This window comes from Marinobacter sp. 3-2, assembly GCF_003751355.1.
Lineage (GTDB): Bacteria > Pseudomonadota > Gammaproteobacteria > Pseudomonadales > Oleiphilaceae > Marinobacter > Marinobacter adhaerens.
Genome location: NZ_RJUQ01000013.1, coordinates 1,000,108 through 1,018,700, shown reverse-complemented (window position 1 = coordinate 1,018,700; position 18,593 = coordinate 1,000,108). Strand labels below are relative to the sequence as shown.

General features: G+C 58.6%; 14 protein-coding genes. 10 read left to right on the top strand and 4 right to left on the bottom strand.

The window, feature by feature from the left end:
- Positions 1–142 precede the first annotated feature (142 nt).
- Both EDB94_RS11920 and EDB94_RS11915 read left to right on the top strand, forming a co-directional pair.
- The gene (locus tag EDB94_RS11920) at positions 143–1,243 is read left to right on the top strand and encodes an efflux RND transporter periplasmic adaptor subunit (protein WP_108018472.1); all 1,101 of its coding nucleotides are present in this window, start codon (positions 143–145) and stop codon (positions 1,241–1,243) included.
- Positions 1,243–4,332: an efflux RND transporter permease subunit gene (locus EDB94_RS11915; protein WP_108018471.1), complete on the top strand. Its 3,090-nt coding sequence runs from the start codon at positions 1,243–1,245 to the stop codon at positions 4,330–4,332. Before EDB94_RS11920 ends, EDB94_RS11915 begins: the two co-directional genes overlap by 1 nt.
- A gap of 64 nt (positions 4,333–4,396) precedes the next feature.
- Here EDB94_RS11915 and EDB94_RS20900 read toward each other — a convergent pair whose 3' ends face one another.
- Together EDB94_RS20900 and EDB94_RS11905 are read right to left on the bottom strand one after the other, a co-directional pair.
- Positions 4,397–4,990, bottom strand: a complete 594-nt coding sequence (locus EDB94_RS20900; protein ID WP_227497821.1) for a helix-turn-helix domain-containing protein — start codon at positions 4,988–4,990, stop codon at positions 4,397–4,399.
- A 462-nt stretch (positions 4,991–5,452) separates the two neighbouring features.
- Complete coding sequence (locus EDB94_RS11905; RefSeq protein ID WP_108018469.1) at positions 5,453–7,141, bottom strand: bifunctional diguanylate cyclase/phosphodiesterase; 1,689 nt, start codon at positions 7,139–7,141, stop codon at positions 5,453–5,455.
- A gap of 238 nt (positions 7,142–7,379) precedes the next feature.
- Between EDB94_RS11905 and EDB94_RS11900 the strand changes: the two genes are divergently transcribed.
- The 5 genes from EDB94_RS11900 to EDB94_RS11880 all read left to right on the top strand — a co-directional run bounded on the left by EDB94_RS11900 (position 7,380) and on the right by EDB94_RS11880 (position 13,017).
- Positions 7,380–9,011 carry a PAS domain-containing methyl-accepting chemotaxis protein gene (locus EDB94_RS11900; RefSeq protein WP_062786114.1) on the top strand — a complete coding sequence of 544 codons (1,632 nt, stop codon included), beginning with the start codon at positions 7,380–7,382 and terminating at the stop codon, positions 9,009–9,011.
- 50 nt (positions 9,012–9,061) lie between these two features.
- Complete coding sequence (locus EDB94_RS11895) at positions 9,062–9,376, top strand: DUF3301 domain-containing protein (RefSeq protein ID WP_108018468.1); 315 nt, start codon at positions 9,062–9,064, stop codon at positions 9,374–9,376.
- 129 nt (positions 9,377–9,505) lie between these two features.
- On the top strand, positions 9,506–10,432 hold the full coding sequence (locus tag EDB94_RS11890) for a triacylglycerol lipase (RefSeq protein WP_108018467.1): 927 nt from the start codon (positions 9,506–9,508) through the stop codon (positions 10,430–10,432).
- A gap of 7 nt (positions 10,433–10,439) precedes the next feature.
- Positions 10,440–11,543 (top strand): lipase secretion chaperone, encoded by a 1,104-nt coding sequence (locus EDB94_RS11885; RefSeq protein ID WP_108018578.1) that lies wholly within the window; start codon positions 10,440–10,442, stop codon positions 11,541–11,543.
- A gap of 79 nt (positions 11,544–11,622) precedes the next feature.
- On the top strand, positions 11,623–13,017 hold the full coding sequence (locus tag EDB94_RS11880; protein ID WP_108018466.1) for a sensor histidine kinase KdpD: 1,395 nt from the start codon (positions 11,623–11,625) through the stop codon (positions 13,015–13,017).
- Here EDB94_RS11880 and EDB94_RS11875 read toward each other — a convergent pair.
- Complete coding sequence (locus tag EDB94_RS11875; RefSeq protein WP_108018465.1) at positions 12,950–13,609, bottom strand: response regulator; 660 nt, start codon at positions 13,607–13,609, stop codon at positions 12,950–12,952. The genes EDB94_RS11880 and EDB94_RS11875 overlap by 68 nt on opposite strands.
- 229 nt (positions 13,610–13,838) lie before the next feature.
- On the opposite strand from EDB94_RS11875, the gene EDB94_RS11870 reads away from it, so the two are divergent.
- The 3 genes from EDB94_RS11870 (at position 13,839) to EDB94_RS11860 (ending at position 17,427) form a co-directional block, all read left to right on the top strand.
- Complete coding sequence (locus EDB94_RS11870) at positions 13,839–15,137, top strand: substrate-binding domain-containing protein (protein WP_260312571.1); 1,299 nt, start codon at positions 13,839–13,841, stop codon at positions 15,135–15,137.
- A gap of 113 nt (positions 15,138–15,250) precedes the next feature.
- Positions 15,251–16,546, top strand: a complete 1,296-nt coding sequence (locus EDB94_RS11865) for a pyridoxal phosphate-dependent aminotransferase (RefSeq protein WP_014578472.1) — start codon at positions 15,251–15,253, stop codon at positions 16,544–16,546.
- Between the two features lie 56 nt (positions 16,547–16,602).
- Positions 16,603–17,427 (top strand): inositol monophosphatase family protein, encoded by an 825-nt coding sequence (locus EDB94_RS11860; RefSeq protein ID WP_108018463.1) that lies wholly within the window; start codon positions 16,603–16,605, stop codon positions 17,425–17,427.
- Between the two features lie 523 nt (positions 17,428–17,950).
- Here the strand turns inward: EDB94_RS11860 and slmA are convergent.
- A complete protein-coding gene (gene slmA, locus EDB94_RS11855; RefSeq protein ID WP_108018462.1) occupies positions 17,951–18,538 on the bottom strand; it encodes a nucleoid occlusion factor SlmA in 588 nt (195 codons plus the stop codon).
- Positions 18,539–18,593: the final 55 nt, after the last annotated feature.

Genomic DNA, 18,593 nt, shown 5'->3' with positions numbered 1-18,593 from the left:
CAAGAAAACGACCATGATATCTGTCAAATCTGACCAATCCGAAGTCTAGATAGAAATACTTACAACCCGGTGACATTAGCGACCCTGTTTTGTAGGATGCTATGCTTCCCAAAATCTGACACAGATCCTCAGGACCCGAATCATGCGCACTGCTTCCCGCTTTCTGATCGTCATTATATTTCTCGGCGTAGTGCTCGGAGGCATCTTCGGCTACAAATTCTACCAGTTTGGCCAGATGCAAGAGCAGATGTCCCAGCCCCAACCGCCGGCGCAGATTTCCGCCGTTGAGGCTCAGAACGAAGCCTGGACACCCGCCATCAAGGCCGTGGGCAGTGTTGAAGCCATTAACGGCATCCGGGTGGCCAATGAGGTACCCGGTGTGATTGAGGCCATCAATTTCGAATCCGGCGACGTGGTCAAACAGGGCGATGTATTGATCCGCATCGACGCCGCCATTGATGAGGCTGCCCTTCGCACTCGCCGTGCCGAGGCGCAACTGGCCGAGCAGGAATTCAAACGGGTATCGGACCTGTTACCCAAGCGCGCAGTGTCGCAGTCCCAATACGATGAAGCCAAGGCCAATTTCGACGCCGCCCGCGCTCGGGTCAATGAAGCCGAGGCCCAGTTGAGCAAGAAAATCATCCGCGCGCCCTTCGATGGCACGCTCGGTATCCGGATGGTCGACCAGGGCGAATACATTGCCACCGGCACCCCAATTGTCGAGATCAACATGCTGGATCCGATTTATGTCGACTATACCCTCTCCGAGAAAAACCTGCCGAACGTAGCAACAGGCTACCCGGTGGTCGCCACCGTCGCAGCTGTTCCGGAGCAGGATTTCGAGGGTTCCGTCAGCGCAATCAACACCTCGGTTAACCCGGAGACCCGGACTGTCCGGGTCCGCGCCACGCTGTCTAACCCGGACAACCTCCTGCGCCCGGGCATGTTTGCCACCGTGTTGACGCAGCAACCGGAAGACAACGAGGTAGTCACGGTGCCGCGCACCGCCATCTCCTACAACACTTACGGCGACTTTGTGTTTGTCGTTGAAGAGAATGACGACGGGAATCTGGTGGTTAATCGTCGCACGATAACCACCGGCGAAACCCGCAACACCCGCGTAGCCGTTCTGTCCGGGCTGGAAGCCGGTGAAACCGTTGTAGAGAAGGGGTTGCTGCGCCTTCGCGCAGGTCAGAAAGTTGCCATTCAGGACGAAGAGCAGAAGCAGGGGGCGTCTGAGTAATGCGCTTCACCGACATTTTTATCCACCGTCCCGTGCTGGCGACGGTGGTCAGCCTGCTGATACTGCTCCTGGGCGCCCGCGCGGCCATGGAAATGGAAATCCGGCAGTACCCTGAGCTTGAAAGCACCACGGTGACCGTGACAACGGCCTACCCCGGTGCCAGCTCCGACCTGATCAAAGGCTTTATTACCACGCCGCTGCAGCAGGCCATTGCCGAGGCGAGTGGCATTGACTATCTCACATCCACAAGCTCGCAGGGCACTTCCACCATTGAAGCCAAAATGGTGCTGAACTATGACGCCAACGCAGCCCTTGCTGAAATCCAGGCGAAGGTGGCGAGCCAGCGCAACGTGCTGCCGGCGGAGGCCCAGGACCCGGTCATCACCTCCACCACCGGTGACTCCACCGCCCTGATGTATATCGCCTTCTACAGTAACGAGCTGGCGGTGCCCGAGATCACCGACTACCTGACCCGCGTTGTCCAGCCCCGACTGCAGGCGCTTTCCGGTGTTGGCAAGGCCGAACTGCTGGGGCGTAAATTTGCCCTTCGGGTTTGGCTGGATCCGGAGCGCCTGGCGGCCGTCGACATGACACCGCAGGAGGTAGTCGCAAAGCTCCGCGCCAACAACTATCAGGCTGCCGTAGGTAACACCAAGGGCACCTACACCGAAATCAGCATGACCAGCGACACCGACGTCGCTGATCCGGATGCGTTCCGCAACCTGGTCGTCAAACAGTCCGAAGGCACCCAGATCCGACTGCAGGACATCGCCCGAGTCGAACTGGGCTCGGAGACCTACGATCAACTGGCTCTTTACAAGGGACAGCCTGCCACTTACGTGGCGATTGAACTGGCCCCCGGAGCCAACCCGCTGACCGTCGCCGGCCTGGTGAAGGGCGAGCTGCCGGACATCGAAAGCCAACTACCTTCGGGCCTGGATGTTCGCCTGGCTTACGACGCCTCAGACTTTATCGAAGATTCCATCAACGAGGTTATCCAAACACTGCTGGAAGCCATGATCATCGTTCTGGTGGTGGTGTTCCTCTGCCTCGGCTCGGTTCGGGCTTCGATTGTTCCGTCGGTTGCGGTGCCGCTGTCACTGATTGGCGGCGCCTTCATCATGTTGATGTTCGGTTTCTCGCTGAACCTGCTTACCCTGCTGTCGATGGTTCTCGCCATCGGTCTCGTTGTGGATGACGCCATTATCATGGTAGAGAACGTTCACCGGCACATTGAGCAGGGAGAATCCCGTTTTGACGCCGCAATCAATGGTGCGCGGGAAATGGCGGTTCCCATCATTGCCATGACCACCACCCTGGTGGCGGTGTACGCCCCGATCGGCTTCATGGGCGGGCTTGTTGGCTCCCTGTTTACGGAGTTCGCCTTCACGCTGGCCGGTACCGTGGTTATTTCCGGCATTGTTGCCCTGACGCTTTCTCCGATGCTGTCGGGCAAGGTTCTCAAACCCCACGGCAACCCGGGTAAATTCGAAAACCTGGTAGAGAAAACGTTCAACGGCCTCGCCGCCACCTACAAGTCGGCCCTGAGCTCACTGATGCAAACCAAGTCGGTCGTGGTTTTCTTCGCCGTCGTGGTGCTGGGCTCAATCTATTTCATGGTCTCCATGAGCCAGAACGAGCTGGCTCCCACCGAGGACCAGGGCATTCTGTTCTATCAGGGCCTTGGCCCACAGACGTCGACACTGGATTACCTGCTGGAGCACGGCGATGAAATCCAGGAGCGTATGTCGACGGTTCCGGGCTACAACGAAGACTTCATGATCATCGGGATCACCGGCCCAAATGCCGTATTCGGTGGTTTCAAGATGGCGCCCTGGAGCGAGCGGGAAATCAGCCAGTTTGAGGCCCAGCCCAAACTTGATGCCGAGCTCAAAAACGTCACCGGACTGCAAACCGCAGTCTTCCCGCGCCCCTCGCTGCCGGGCTCCGGCGGCGGTTTGCCGTTCCAGTTCGTAATCACCACCGGCAACAACTATGAACAGCTCGACCAGGTGGCTGACGAACTGCTCGGCAAAGCCATGGGCAGCGGTAACTTCATGTTTCTGCAGAAGTCCATCAACTTTGATCGTCCGATCACGCGTATCAACGTTGATCGGGACCGGGTGGCGGACCTTGGCCTGTCCATGCAGGACGTCGGCCAGAGCCTGTCGAGCATGCTCGGAGGCGGCTACATCAACCGTTTCAGCATGGAGGGCCGTTCCTACCAGGTCATTCCGCAGGTGGATCAGCAGTTCCGGCTGGACGCCCAGGCACTCAATGAGTACTACATTCGGGCAGACAACGGCGAACTGGTGCCGCTGGGCAGCGTCGTCAGCTTCACCCAGGACGTTGAACCGTCCAACCGGACCCAGTTCAACCAGCAGAACTCGCTGACCCTTCAGGGTGTGGTTATGCCCGGGGTGGCCGCTGGCACTGCCATGGATTTCATGGAGCAGACCGCCGCCGAAGTGTTCCCGCAGGGTTACACCTACGACTACACCGGCCAGACACGACAGTTGGCCACCCAGGGCAGCGCATTGATGGTGACCTTCTTCCTGTCGCTGCTGGTCATCTACCTGGTTCTGGCAGCCCAGTTCGAAAGCTGGCGGGACCCGTTCATCATCCTGGTTTCGGTGCCCATGTCGGTAGCCGGGGCAATGGCGTTCATCGTGCTCGGATTTGCCACCATGAACATCTATACCCAGGTGGGTCTGATCACGCTGATCGGGGTGGTGTCCAAGAACGGTATCCTGATTGTCGAGTTCGCCAACCAGTTGCAGAAGGAGCGTGGGCTTAACAAAGTGGACGCGGTCATCGAGGCTGCCGCCATTCGTCTGCGGCCAATCATCATGACATCACTGGCGCTGATCTTTGCCATGGTGCCTCTGCTGATTGCCATCGGCCCGGGTGCAGAAAGCCGCTTTGCCATCGGCCTGACCATCAGCGCAGGTCTTGGTATCGGCACCCTGTTCACTATCTTTGTCTTACCGGCATTCTATATCCTGCTGGGCCGTGATCATCACAGCTCAGCCTCCGAGGAATACGGTAACGGCTCCGGACCTGAGGAAAAGTCAGCTCCGGCCCACTGATAGGAAGCAAGGTATCAGGCCCGGCCACGGCAACGTGCGCCGGGCCTTTTTTTGCGTGAGACAATCACGTCTCTACAAGTTCCTCCGCGGACGCAACGCTGCGTCGCAGCAGGTTACGGCGCCATTGGACGGTTTCGCTGGGCAGCTCCCCAAAATGCTCACGGTACATGGCGGCAAATCGGCCAAGGTGGGAAAACCCCTCATCCGCGGCGTACCAGGAGATGTGTGGCACCTCACACTGACAGTCAACCAACCGCTCCCGAACCCGGGTCAAACGAGCCCTCTGATAGAACCGATAAGGCGTAATACCCGTTTCCCGCTTCATCAGGTAGTAGAGATTCCGCTCGCTGACCCCGGCGTAACTTGCCAGTTCCTTGAGGTCGAACTCCCAGGCAGGATCCTGCATGATTTTTTCCACGACGCGCTGCAAACGGCGGTCAAGGTTGCGTTCCGAACACACCGCTGCCTTCCGGGGTGTCCAGGGCGTCGCCAACGTATCGAAAAAGCGGTTCGTCAACTGCCTGGCCTGTTCATCCCCCCGAACAAATGGCAAACGTTCCAGGTAACAGTCAATTATTGCTTCAAGAACGGTAAGACATTGATCAGATGATTGCGCGATCCAGTCACCCAGAGCACCAACATCTGGCCTCAGGATCATAACCTTTGTTCCAGGTGCCAGACGAAGTTCGAACCTGTCTTGTGGAACAAGTACAAGCAGTCGGTCCAGAGGCTGCCAGAGGCCTCCCCGAATGGCGATTTCCGGCACCCCTTCTCGGGGTAATAACAGGACAGATTCGGTTGAACGAAAACCCGACACGTCTATCCCTTTGCTGGCTTTGAGCAAAATAACCCGTCCGCGCGCACTATCAAGAGCAGAGAGAGAACCAATACTGCCGCCGCCCGAATGCGGGCGGCATTTTATATCGTCGCAGCCAGACAGCACACGGAGAGCGGTGATCCACTCCTCAAATGAGGCGTTATTCAGCCTCAAATACGCGTCCAGATCCGGTTTTGGAGATATCTTTCTCATTTGAGCCCTGAAACAAAATATTGGGCTACTTCTATAGGAGGCAACACTTTGCCACTAGCCATATCTTGCAAAACCCTGTGAATTTTAGGGTTATTTGCTCTTCTCTTGACCGTGGTCAATCAGATTGGCGCTCCATACTCTCCAGGGAGCCGGCCGCGCCATCAAATATCCCTGTCCTCTCTGGCATTTCAATTCTCTCAGTTTTGCGTGCTGCTCGGCGTTCTCGATTCCCTCAGCAACCACCTCCAGTTCAAGGGCATCGGCAATTGCCAAAATCGCGGAGACGATGCGTGAATCTCGCGATTCCCCACCCAATCTTTGAGTAAACTGACGATCAATTTTCAGCACCTGAACTGGCAACGTGTGAAGGTAGGCAAGCGAAGAGTATCCTGTGCCAAAATCATCAATGGCGACGACAACCCCCTGCTCACAGAATTCCGCCAGTCTGTCGAGACATTGACGTGAAAGATTCATCAAATGGGTTTCGGTAATCTCGATTTCAGGGCGCCACCCCACTGCTCGAATTCTCTCGAACAGTGGGTTCAAGAGGGCTTCAAGACGGGAATCCGTGATCTGCCGGGCCGAAATATTGAGAGCAAGCCGCAGACCACGGAGAAATGAGGCGGGGAATTCGGAGAGATCCGATTCGATGCAACGGACCAAATGCTCCGTTAGCTCGTGGATATGGCCTCGCTGTTCCGCGATCGGGACAAAATCGGCAGGTGACACGGCACCGAATTCGGGGTGGGTCCAGCGTAGAAGTGCCTCCAGCCCGGCCATCTTGCCGGTATCGAGGTGGTACTGTGGCTGGTAAACAACCGTGAACTCCTCCGGTGCCGTTTTCAGTGAAACAATTAACGCCTCGGATAGCAGCTCGGCCTGCCGACCCTGTTCGGTGTCGACCGCATCGTAAATCCGGAAACAGGCCCGCCCCGCAAGCTTTGCTGCGTACATGGCCCGATCCGCGTTCTGCAGAAGCTCGGAAGCCTGACTGCCATGGTCCGGATAGACGGCGGCGCCAACAGATGACGACAAAAAATACTCGCGATGATCGACAATCACTGGCGCCCTGAAGCTCTGAACCATCCGCTGACACACGCTCTCAAGGTCATCATCATTCCGCAGCTCGATGATAGCGGCGAATTCGTCACCCGACAGGCGGGCCACGACATCCCCGCGGCGAAGCACACTCTGGATACATAGAGCTGACTGCTGCAAAACCCGGTCACCACAATCATGTCCATGCAAATCGTTTACGGACTTGAAGAAATCCAGGTCGATATAGAGCACTGCAAACGCCTGACCGTCCTTTACCCTCTGTGAGACACGCGCCTTGAGGAACTCCTGAAACAGCGCGCGATTGGGCAGCTCGGTCAACGGGTCGTAATAGGCCAGCGAGGCGAGGCGCTCATCGTCAGCCGTCATATCACCGACATCCATGAAAACGCCGGCGTAAAACCGATGGTTTTCGTGCTCAACCGGATAGATCATCAACCACTGTGGATAGGTCTCGCCGTTCTTGCGCCGATTCCAGACCAGTCCCTCCCAGCGCCCCTTATGACCAATGGCCCTCCACATGGATTCATAGAACTCGCGGGAGTGAAATCCCGAGCTGAGCACAGAAGGGGGTTGGCCAAGCACCTCGTCCGACCGGTAGCCGGTGACTGAACGGAATTTCTCGTTCACGTAAAGAATCCTTGGCTCCCTGGTTGCCAGCATGATGGCTTTTGGGTGGTTGTCGACGAGAGCCCTGAAATCTTGTTGTTGTAATGCCTGCATGCACTGCTCACTCCTTTTTAGCAGCCCCTGAATCATGTCCGATCAGTTCCACCCACCAGCATAAGCAGTATCTGTCGCCAACCTAGCCACATATTGCAAAAGACGAGAAACCACCAGGGGAAACAGCAAATAGGTGAACATATTTTCATTTATTGCAATAACCGGATATTCAGGACAAAAGAACGGGTTGATAGTAGGCCAACAACGAGAAAAACACTGACCCGTGCAAGGAAACGCCATGCGAGTCAACGAACCGGTCACTCAGAAAGAACAGGTTTACCCGGACCACTACCACCTGATCACCACCACCGACCTTCGCGGTAAGATCACCGCCGCAAACGAAGAGTTTGCCGAAGTCGCTGGCTATACAATTGACGAACTGGTCGGCCAGCCCCACAACCTGATACGGCATCCGGACATGCCGCCGGGGGCATTCGAAAATCTCTGGCAAACCATTAAATCCGGCGAATCCTGGCGGGGTATGGTGAAGAACCGCTGCAAGAACGGCGATCATTACTGGGTGGACGCTTTTGTTACGCCAATTCGCAAAGACGGCGAGATTGTTGAGTTCCAGTCTGTTCGCACACGCCCCCGACCAGATCAGGTTGCCCGGGCGGAGAAACTCTATTCGGCCTGGAAACAAGGCAAAGTCCCCCGCAGATACCTTGCAGTCAGTCCGCCCCTGGCATTGAAACTGGGCTGCCTGTATGGACTGCTGGCGGTTGCCCTGCTCTGGTTCGGACTTTCAGAGCTCGCCCTGTCCCATCTAGTGACATTGCAAGGGCTGCTGCTGGCAGTATTCGCGGTACTGGTCTGGCTTACCCTTCCTGTGATGCGCAGCGCCAGATCGGCTTGTACCGAGACCCACCCGGCCATGCCCTGGATCTATACCGGGCGCAGGGATGAAGGTGCCTGGATCGAATTTGATCGCCAGAAACGGGATGCGGTTCTTCGGGCCGTTTCCGCCCGCATGCACGCCAATGTGGGCAAGCTCCACGGCCGGAAACAGCGGACCGTCGAGTGGGTCGCCAACTCTGTAGCCAGCATCCGCAGCCAGCAGGGCGATATCCAGGACATAACCCGTGCTTTTGAGGAGCTGGCGGAAAGCGTGCGGCGGGTCAGCGAACTGACCGCACGGACCCATGACGCAACGGACGACGCGCGCCAGTCAGCCAACCAGTGTCGCGGACAGATGACATCCATGAATCAGTCGCTGTCCGAGCTCGGCGGGCAGCTCTCTGTGGCCAATGACCGCATGCAGGCGCTGTCCGAGAAGAGCGATGCCATTGGCATGGTTCTGGATGTGATCTCCGACATCGCCGAGCAGACCAATCTGCTGGCTCTCAATGCCGCCATCGAAGCGGCGCGAGCCGGCGAATCAGGTCGCGGCTTCGCCGTGGTTGCCGATGAGGTTCGGGGGCTGGCCCAGCGAACTCACGAATCCACCCGCAAGATCGATGAGATGATTGCTGCCCTGCAAAGCGAAACCCGTGAGGTGGTCGAGGTGATCAACAACGGCACCCACTGCTGTCAGCAAACGGCAGGCATCGCCAATGAGGCCAGCGAGACGCTGGAAGCGACCCTCAGAGATGTGGATCTCATTACGTCCTGCACCCATGAGGTAGCCGGCGCTACCGAACAACAGGCGGCCTTGAGCGTTCAGGTGGAACGTCAGGCAGCACGACTCCTGGAACTCGGTAACCGCTCCGTCGAGAGCAGCGAAAACGCCCGGGAAGAGTCGGAACACCTCGGCAATAACGTGGATCAGGCCCAGTTGCTGACCAGCCATTTCCTGCAGATGCTGTGTGACCGACTGTTGCCGGCGCCGGAATCCGGGAAGCGTCAGCGATTCCCCGAGCCGACGCAATAGGGTAGGCTGGCGTTCATCCCTCTGAGCAACCGTGGAAGATCGCTGAGACCGTGACTCTTGGAACCCTGTTCTGGCTATTCGTGGCCGGATTCGCTGTCTGGTACTGGTGGCGCGCCAAAGCCATCAAGGATTTCGTGCTCCAGGCAGCGCGTCGCTATTGCAAAAGCATGGACGTGATGCTGCTGGATGATGCGGTATTCCTCCGTGGCCTATGGTTCAAACGCGACGATCAGGGGCGGATCCGAGTCTGGCGCCGCTTCCTGTTCGATTTCACATCCACCGGTGAGGAGCGCTACATCGGCCGTATCATCATGCTGGGCCAGCGCATCCAGCATATGGAGCTGGAACCCCACCGGTTTTCCTGAATACGCAGCCTTCCTGTCCTCACCCATTTGGGCGATTCCTGATCGCTCCTGACATACCAATAATCGACAACGCATCGACGACCGTCGGCTGCCTGATGCAGCCGTCAACAAAAACAACAGGAGTCACACATGCGTATTCGATTTACCACAGCAGTTGTGCTGGGGCTGGCCTTGCTGTCCGCCTCATTTTCAAGCCACGCCGGCTACACCCAGACCCGCCACCCGATTGTCCTGGTTCACGGCGTCACCGGGTTCAACACCATCGGCGGCCTGGTGAACTACTTCCATACCATTCCCTGGAATCTTGAGCGCAGTGGCGGACAGGTCTATTCCGCCAGCGTGTCCTTCGTCAACAGCAGTGAGCAGCGGGGCCAGCAACTGGCGAACTACGTCAACAGCCTCGGCCATTCCAAAGTCAACCTGATGGCCCACAGCCAGGGCGCGCCTACCTCCCGGGTGACTGCAGCCCTGATTCCTCACCGTATTGCCTCAATCACCTCCATCGACGGCGTTAACAAGGGCTCCAAAGTGGCCGATGTGGTCCGGGGAATCCTTCCGCCGGGTAGCTATGTCGAAGGCGGCGCCAACGCCATCGCCAACGCCCTGGGCGATCTGATCAATGCCTTGTCCGGAGCAGACAACCCTCAGAACGGGCTGGCGGCGCTGGAGACCCTCACCACACCTGGTACAACCAGCCTGAACGATGCCCTTGGCTGGAAAGGCGTGAACCGGAATAGCTGCGCCGGAACCAGCGAGGATGTCTGGATAGACGGCAATCGCATCAAGTTCTTTTCCTGGACTGGCCGGGGCGTGTGGACAAATGCGTTCGACATTACCGACCCGTTCCTGGGTATCACTTCACTGGCCTTTGGCAGCGAGCCCAACGACGGGCTGGTAGGCGTCTGCTCAACCATGATGGGCCGGGTGATCGGCACCCACTACGACATGAACCACGTGGACGCTATCAACCACCTTCTCGGAGCCCGTTCTCTGTGGACCAACCCTGTCACCCTTTACCGCACCCAGGCCAACCGGCTTAAAAACCGCGGTCTGTGAGGTGACCATGAAGCGGACATCCATCGAAGCGCGTCGGTGGCTGTTCCCGGGTGCACTGGCGGCCGTCCTGGTCGCCGGTGCTCTCTGGTATGGCCTTGCCGGAACAGCCCAGACAAACGCCGAAATTTCGGCTTCAATGCCACCATCATCCGCGGCCCCGGCGAAGTCGCCAACGCCAGCATCCGAGCACAGCGCCAAACCGGTCCCGGAAGAGCCTTCTTCTGGACAGGAGCAATCCCGAACTCCTGATTCCCTCGGGCCGACCCCGTTTGCGGCGTCGCTATCAGGGACACAAATTGACGGCGCCCTGACAGCCGATGACAACGGCGAGCTGGTTATCAATCTGCGGGTGCGTGACTTTTTCGATTACTTCCTCAGCACGGTCGGCGAGGTGACTCCGGAAACAGCCATTCAACAGATCGAAAGCATGGCCAGGAACCACTTGCCTGAGCCCGCTTCCACCCAGGCGCTGGCGCTCCTCGATGAGTATCTCGCCTATAAACAGGCGTCACTGCAGGTCCTGCAAACCCGACTCGACCCAGCCCGAACAGAGGATCCGGGCTATCAGCTGACGGCGCTGGGTGATGCCCTGGCACAGCTGAAACAACTGCGCGCCAGCACCTTCAGCCCTGATGCCCACCGGGCTTTCTTCGGGCTTGAGGAGGCTTACAGCGAATACACACTGGCGACACTCGCCATTCAGCAGCGCACAGACCTGAGCGAACAGGGCAAACAGGCACTCGTACAGTGGCACCGCAATCAGTTGCCCGAGGAATTGAGGACAACCGAAAAACACCTTCACGCGAGCAGCCGACAACAACAGGCCCGGACAGCAGCCATTGAATCTGCCTCGTCTCCGGAAGCCGCCGGCAGGCAACTGGAAGAGCTTGGCGTGGGTCCGGACGGTATCGAGAGCGTCGTAAAGTATCTCAAGCAGCGTAAGCGCTTCGACCAGCGCTTCGATGCGTTCCGGGAAGCGATGGAACGGGAGGAATCCTCGGGTCTGGCCGAGGCCGACATCCAGGAACAGCAAGAAGCTCTGCTGGAACAGCATTTCCCTGATGAGCAGGACAGAACCTGGGCACGGCTGAAGATGCTCGGTAACGGCTGACCGGAATGTGCTCGGGTTCGCGAAGCCAGTCGGCCGGGGCGGATACAATCCAGAAACCTGCCCGACACTGGAAACGGCCATGACAACCGAGCAGATCAGACAACAACAGGCCGCCGGATTTCGGAACCTGCGCTTTGCGCCCGATCTGGAGGAGGCTTACCGGCGAACCCGGTCCGGACTGATCCGACAGCGAGCCCGGCCCGTTTCAGTGGCCGGCCTGTTCCTTTTTTTGATCTACGCGGTTATGGATGCACTGACCCTGCCGCCCGACCTGGCTCAGGTCACGGTCTCCATCCGGCTCGCCGTCACCTGCCCGGTGATTGCCTCAGTTGTCTGGCTCGCCTACCGCGCGTCTCCCTCGGACAGGCTCTTCGAGCGCATCTATACCCTGGCCTACCTGGTAGGTGGCCTGAGCGTGGTCGCAATCATTGCCTCCGCGCGACAGGTTGCCTTTCCGCTGCCCTACGAGGGCATGATCCTGATGCTCATGTTCGGATACTTTGCCATGGGGCTGCCGTTCTTCAGCGCGTCCATGGTCTCGCTTGTTCTGATCGTCGGCTACCTTCTGACCGAACTCTGGAGCGGTATGTCCGGCTCCGACATCGCGACCAACCTGTTTTTCCTGACCACGGCCAACCTTATCGGCATGGTTGGCGCGTGGACCAGTGAATACCGCCACCGAGCGCACTTTCTGGACCGTAAGCTGCTGGATCAGATTCATCAGGCGGCCCGCGACGAGAGCCGGCGAAAAACGGAACTGATCACCGCAGCCAGCCATGACCTGCGCCAGCCTCTGAACGTGATCGACATAACGCTGGAAAGCCTGTCACCAAGCAAAGACGGCCCCGCAGCGCACCCGGCAACCCAACAGTTGCGGGACATGATTCGTCATCTCCGGCGCCTGCTGGGCACCGTATTCGACAGCGCAAGGCTCAACGAGGGCATGGTGCAAGCCGTTATCCGACCAACCACACTGGCACCGGTATTCCGGGATCTCAACGATTTGCTGGCGGACTCGCTTGGCAATAACAAGATAGAGGTTCGGATTGACCACCCGGGTAGTAATCTCAAGGTTTTGGCGGATCCATCACTGTTGTCGCGGATCCTCCAGAACCTGATATTCAATGCGGTGCAACACAGCGGCGGTACTGCCGTTACCCTGTCAGCAAAAGCCATGGGCTCACATGTGTTGCTGGAAGTCGCGGATAACGGCATCGGCCTGCCATCCGGGCTGGTGGATAACCTGTTCTCACCCTACGTGAGAGGCGCAGGCCCCAGTGAGTATCCGGGTCTGGGACTTGGCCTGACTATTGTTCAGGAATTTGTTGGGCTGATGCGGGGAGAGTGCGGCGCCGAGTCGAAGTCTGGCGGGGGGTCTGTGTTCTGGGTCCGGCTTCCCGCGGCCGTCACAACCACCCACGAGCCCGGGCCAGATTCACGCATTCTGTCCGATTGTGAACACCAAGCTGGGTAAAAATCGCCTTGAGATGGGTTTTCACCGTGTGCTCCGTCAAATTCAGGCTCTGGCAAATCCGTTTATTGGGAAAGCCCTGGGCCAACAACAGGAGCACGTCCATTTGCCTCGGGGTCAATGACAGCCCCGGTGCCACGGTATCGGCACCGCCAGGGAAATACCTCTCACCGCGGCTTACAGAGCGGACCATGCTCACCAGCGCCGACCGCCCGGCAGATTTCGCCAGAAAGCCACTGGCACCGGCTGCCTGCGCAGCTCTTACCGTGGCTTCGTCTTCACTGCTGGAAATGATCACCACCGGAGGTGGCTCCCTGTGGCTTGCCAGCCTGGGTAACAACGCCAACCCTGTTTCGCCCTGCAAAGCGATATCGAGCAGGATCAGCTGAAAATCGTCCTGACGGACCAACAAATCCGAGGCGCCCTCAACGGTGCTGGCGATCACAACGGATTCGGCCAAGCCTTCCTGACGGATCAGGCCCGCCAACCCCTGGGAAAAAAGGGCATGGTCATCGACCAGCAACACCTTCTTCATGGGAACTGGTCGTGCGCCCGCAGCAGGGGCCTGCCCGGCTTTCGATGTTATGGCATCCATGGATGTGCCTCTGCCCGCTGTGTTTATTTTTGTTACGGCGGATGCGTCACTATAGGCCAGCCGAACGCTGCGCTCCGCGCACTGCTTAACATTTTTTTACAGGGACCTGCGGCCTTGTGTCCCAATGTCTAGGCAATGAAACACAAATGTCATATTTCTGAAGCATCCTTCCAGCTTCTCAACCAACTGTCTGGTAAGGGTTTTTCGAAAGATGCCGCGATTCACACGGATGACTGCAACACTCCCGGGACTGCTACTGCCCGCTCTTATGGCCTTTCAGGCCCAGGCCTATGACCTGGAAATTCACGGTTCCAATACCGTCGGCGCTACCCTGGCGCCAATGCTGGTTACCGGCTATCTGGAAGAGCATGGCGGCGGACAGGTTGCAGCCAGGGGTACCGGCGTGGAAAACGAAAAAATCCTGCGAGCGCCTGTGAACAATCGGGCGGCCGAGGTGCTGGTTGCAGCGCACGGATCAAGCACCGGCTTCAAGGCAATGGCCGCAGGCAAGGCCGACATCTGGGCCTCTTCCCGCCCGGTAAAACCGCAGGAAGCAGAGCAATTTCGCGACCGGGCGGATCTCACTGCGCCCGAGAGCGAGCACGTTATTGCCATTGATGGCCTGGCCATTCTGGTGCACCCGTCCAACCCCTTAAGCAAAATGAGCATCGAAACCCTGCGCCGCGTATTCTCCGGGCAGATCCGGAACTGGTCCGAGCTGGGCGGCCCGGACCGCCCGATTCATCTCTACGCCAGAGATGACCGTTCCGGAACCTGGGACACCTTTAAATCCCTGGTTTTTGGAAAACAGTTCGAACTGGACAGCAACGCCAGGCGCTACGAATCCAACGACCAGCTGTCGGATGACGTAAGCAGGGATCCTTCGGGTATTGGTTTCTCCGGCCTCGCCTCAGTGCGTAACAGCAAACTCCTGGCGATCTCGGAAGGCAATGCCCCAGCGCTTCACCCCAACCAGCTCACCGTTGCCAGCGAGGATTATCCGCTATCACGACGCCTGTTCATGTACACGCCCGGGAGTGACGTCCCGCCACTTTCCGCAGGTCTGATTGGCTTTGCCCTCGGCCAGCAAGGCCAGGCACTGGTTGCAGAATCCGGATTCATCTCCCAGAACCCCATCGCGGTCAAGCCGGAATTCGACGAATCGACGCCCGAGAGTTTTCGCCGCCTGACCGGCAACTACCATCGCCTGACGGTCAATTTCCGTTTCTCCGAAGGCCGGACCAAGCTCGACAACAAGGCCCGCCGGGACCTGCAGCGAGTTCAGCAGTATCTGAACCAGAACGGCCGATCCGCTGACGACCTGTTACTCATCGGGTTCGCCGACACCCAGAGCCATGAATTACGCGCCCAGATGATTTCCGAGCTCCGGGCCCTGTCGGTCCGCAAGGCTCTGCAGGAAGTGAACGTGCCGGATGTTGCCTACACGGGTTATGGCCAGTACATGCCGGTGGGCGGCAGCGGCAGCCCGCGCAATGGTCGGGTGGAAGTCTGGATCAAATCCCGATAGCCGAGACCAAAGTCTGAGGAAAAACTGCGGCAATCACCTATCCGCCACGACATCACAGATATGTTGGGGTTTCCTATACTGACGGGGTCATTTCCAACCAACAGACAGGGACAATGGACATCCAAAACGACCACCGTTACGCGATCAACCTGAACGTCCGGGGTATTCAGCCCTCGGCCACCCTTCGAATCAATGAGCTGAGCAATCACCTCAAATCCGAGGGCAAGGACATTATCAAACTCGGGCTGGGGCAGTCCCCTTTCCCGGTTCCCGATCGCGTGGTGGAGGCGCTCAAGGAGCACGCCCACGAAAAGGACTATTTGCCGGTAAAGGGGCTCAAGGGCTTACGCGAGGCAATCGCCGGCTACATTCGCCGTAGTGAGCGCATGCACTGCACCTGGGAAGACGTGCTGATTGGCCCGGGCTCCAAGGAACTGCTGTTCATGCTGCAGCTGGCCTACTATGGTGATCTGCTGATCCCGCGTCCGAGCTGGGTTTCCTATGCCCCGCAAGCCCGGATCATCGGCCGCTCGGTTCACTGGCTGCCAACCCATGCCGAGAACAACTGGCAGCTTACCGCCGAAGAGCTGGATATCATCTGTCGGGATGATCCCTCGCGGCCCCGGATTTTGATCCTGAACTACCCGTCCAACCCGACCGGCTGCACCTACACCGACGACCAGCTACTCGCCATTGCCAATGTGGCCCGAAAATACCGGCTGATCCTGCTTTCCGATGAGATCTATGGTGAGGTGCATTTCGAGGGCAGGCACAAATCCATTGCCCGGTATTACCCGGAAGGCACCATCATCAGTACCGGCCTCAGTAAATGGGCCGGTGCCGGCGGCTGGCGCCTTGGTACATTCATTTTCCCCCGGGAACTGAGGCCGCTGCAGGACGCCATGGCCATCATCGCCAGTGAAACCTACACAGCGACGAGCGCACCGATCCAGCACGCGGCCATTGCAGCGTTTAACGGTGGTGACGACATCGACGAATACCTCAAACAGTCCCGTCGGGTACTGAAGGTTGTTGGCGAGTACATGCACCGTCGACTGAGCGACATGGGCGCGGTGGTCCAGAAACCGGAAGGCGCGTTCTACCTGTTCCCGGACTTCTCCGGCTTCCGCGAACAACTGGCCAGTAAAGACATCAAGACCAGCCAGGCCTTCTGCCAGGCCCTGCTGGAAAACACCGGCGTGGCCATCCTGCCGGCCAGCGATTTTGGCTTCGTGCCGGATCATCTGGCGGCGCGCCTGGCCTTCGTCGACTTCGATGGCGCCGAATCCCTGGAGCTCGCCGGCGGCGACTATGCCGAACAGGAACTAGGCGACGACTTCGTGAAACAGGCTTGCCCGCGGCTGGTCACCGCCATGGACAAGATGGAGCAGTGGCTGAACAGCCTCTGATCCTGCCGTGTTAGACTGGCGCCCTCATTCTCTAACGGGATATCAACGGGGGCGCCATGTCTGATTCAGTTTCTCTGCTCGAGATTACCGACTTTGCCGAAAACCTGGCCCGCGAGGCCGGCGAACTGATTCGCCGCGAGCGGGACAACAACGCCCTGCGCACCGATTACAAGCATCAAACCGAGCTGGTAACCCACGCCGACGTGATGGCGGACGAATTCATCACCGGCGCCATCCGCAAACGCTTCCCCGGCCACCGGATTCTCTCGGAAGAGACCATGCCGGACCTTAGCCAGGCCGAGGAGCTGGATACCCCCCTCTGGATCGTCGACCCCATCGATGGCACCGTGAACTATGCCTATGGCCATCCCCAGGTAGCCGTCTCCATCGCCTATGCCGAAAAAGGTCGGGTTCAGGCCGGTGTGGTGCATGCGCCCTTCCCCGGCGAAACATTCCGGGCGACCCGCTCAGAGGGCGCCACCCTGAACAACCATCCGATCCGCCACAGCGGCGCCACCGTGCCCCGTGATGCCCTGTTTGCAACCGGCTTCCCCTACACCAAAGACGCCCTGGAACCACTGGTCAAACGCCTGGATGCGATGATTCACCAATGCCGCGACCTGCGCCGCATCGGTTCCGCGGCACTGGATATCTGCTGGGTGGCCTGTGGCCGACTGGATATCTACTATGAAAACGTCAGCCCCTGGGACTTCGCCGCCGCCCGCCTGATCGCCCTGGAAGCAGGCGCCACCGCTGGCCATTTCAGTGAAGTGCCTGAGGGCTACCCTGCCGACCTCTGGGGCCGCGATATTCTGATCTCGGCACCGGCTCTCTGGGAGCCTGTTCGGTCTATTCTGAGGTCGGCCTCCGGATACGAATGATTGTAATACCGTGGGCCTCGGAGTTATTTCGGTAGCCTGCTCGTTTAAGGGAAGGCACAGGATGAGAACCTGCTCCCCGGAACCGCTACGAGCACATCCATGTGCGCTTGGCGTCGGCCATCCTTGGCCGTCGACATTCCGGGGAGCAGGCTCTCATCCCGTGCCGGCGGCGCTGCGGTGATAACGCGAATTCATCTTGGGGGATTTGGTAGGTCGGATTATACGAAGTCGTAATCCGACACAGTGAAGGTATTCCCAAAGTGTTTTGTTGGATTGCGGCTTAGCCTAATCCTACCTATAGCGTGCAACGCATGCCCAACAGACATGCCTGGTTCTTGGGGGGCGATATCGAAAAGGTTTGAAAGGCGGAGGCAGGAAGGGCTTTCCCGAAATGTCGGCGGCCATGGATGGCCGACGCCAAGCGCACATGGATGTGCTCGTAGCGGTTTCGGGAAAGCCCTTCCTGCCTCCGCCCCACCACCCGACAAAGCAGGCTAGGGATTTAAAGCGGCGACCGAAAAATTTAGCCCCAAACACCCTCGGCAACCAAACCCCAACTCTCGTCGAAGTCGGTCGAGGGCAACCGCGAGAACGAAGATCGGATAAACCGCTGAATCCGGCCCTCAACAAACACCAGGACAAAGTCCGCGCCGCGAGCAGACGTCGTCCGGGGCCGCAGACCCTGGCGGATTTCGCCTTCTTTGAGGGTTTGCCGTACCTGGGTTTCCAGGCGCTCGAAGAACTGGGAGGCACGCTTGCGCAGGTTGTCGTTCTCGCCCATCAGGGCATCGCCGGTCAGCACGCAGCACAGGCCAGGGTTGCGCTCGGCGAACACCAGCACCAAATGCACCAGCTGTTGAAGGCGAACGCGCACGTCCTCCTGCTCCTGCAGTATCACCTGGCAGCGGGAGAACACGGCCTCTTCAGCAAACTCGATAAGCGCCTCGAACATTTTCCGCTTGCTGGGAAAGTGCCGATACAAAGCGGCCTCGGTAACGCCCACGGATTTGGCGAGACCGGCAGTGGTGATACGGGCGCCCGGATCGGTCTCCAGGAGTTCCACAAGAGCATGGAGAATCGCCTCGCGGCGACTGGGTTTCTGGTCAGTCATGGCAGGACAGCAGCGCTCTGATTTATCGTTGTCGGGGCCGGTCGTTCAGCGCCGG

Coding starts and splice junctions, on each gene's coding strand:
- slmA (WP_108018462.1), bottom strand. CDS start 18,538: ATGACTGACCAGAAACCCAGTCGCCGCGAGGCGATTCTCCATGCTCTT.
- EDB94_RS20900 (WP_227497821.1), bottom strand. CDS start 4,990: ATGATCCTGAGGCCAGATGTTGGTGCTCTGGGTGACTGGATCGCGCAA.
- EDB94_RS11880 (WP_108018466.1), top strand. CDS start 11,623: ATGACAACCGAGCAGATCAGACAACAACAGGCCGCCGGATTTCGGAAC.
- EDB94_RS11865 (WP_014578472.1), top strand. CDS start 15,251: ATGGACATCCAAAACGACCACCGTTACGCGATCAACCTGAACGTCCGG.
- EDB94_RS11860 (WP_108018463.1), top strand. CDS start 16,603: ATGTCTGATTCAGTTTCTCTGCTCGAGATTACCGACTTTGCCGAAAAC.
- EDB94_RS11875 (WP_108018465.1), bottom strand. CDS start 13,609: ATGGATGCCATAACATCGAAAGCCGGGCAGGCCCCTGCTGCGGGCGCA.
- EDB94_RS11885 (WP_108018578.1), top strand. CDS start 10,440: ATGAAGCGGACATCCATCGAAGCGCGTCGGTGGCTGTTCCCGGGTGCA.
- EDB94_RS11915 (WP_108018471.1), top strand. CDS start 1,243: ATGCGCTTCACCGACATTTTTATCCACCGTCCCGTGCTGGCGACGGTG.
- EDB94_RS11920 (WP_108018472.1), top strand. CDS start 143: ATGCGCACTGCTTCCCGCTTTCTGATCGTCATTATATTTCTCGGCGTA.
- EDB94_RS11870 (WP_260312571.1), top strand. CDS start 13,839: ATGACTGCAACACTCCCGGGACTGCTACTGCCCGCTCTTATGGCCTTT.
- EDB94_RS11905 (WP_108018469.1), bottom strand. CDS start 7,141: ATGCAGGCATTACAACAACAAGATTTCAGGGCTCTCGTCGACAACCAC.
- EDB94_RS11890 (WP_108018467.1), top strand. CDS start 9,506: ATGCGTATTCGATTTACCACAGCAGTTGTGCTGGGGCTGGCCTTGCTG.
- EDB94_RS11900 (WP_062786114.1), top strand. CDS start 7,380: ATGCGAGTCAACGAACCGGTCACTCAGAAAGAACAGGTTTACCCGGAC.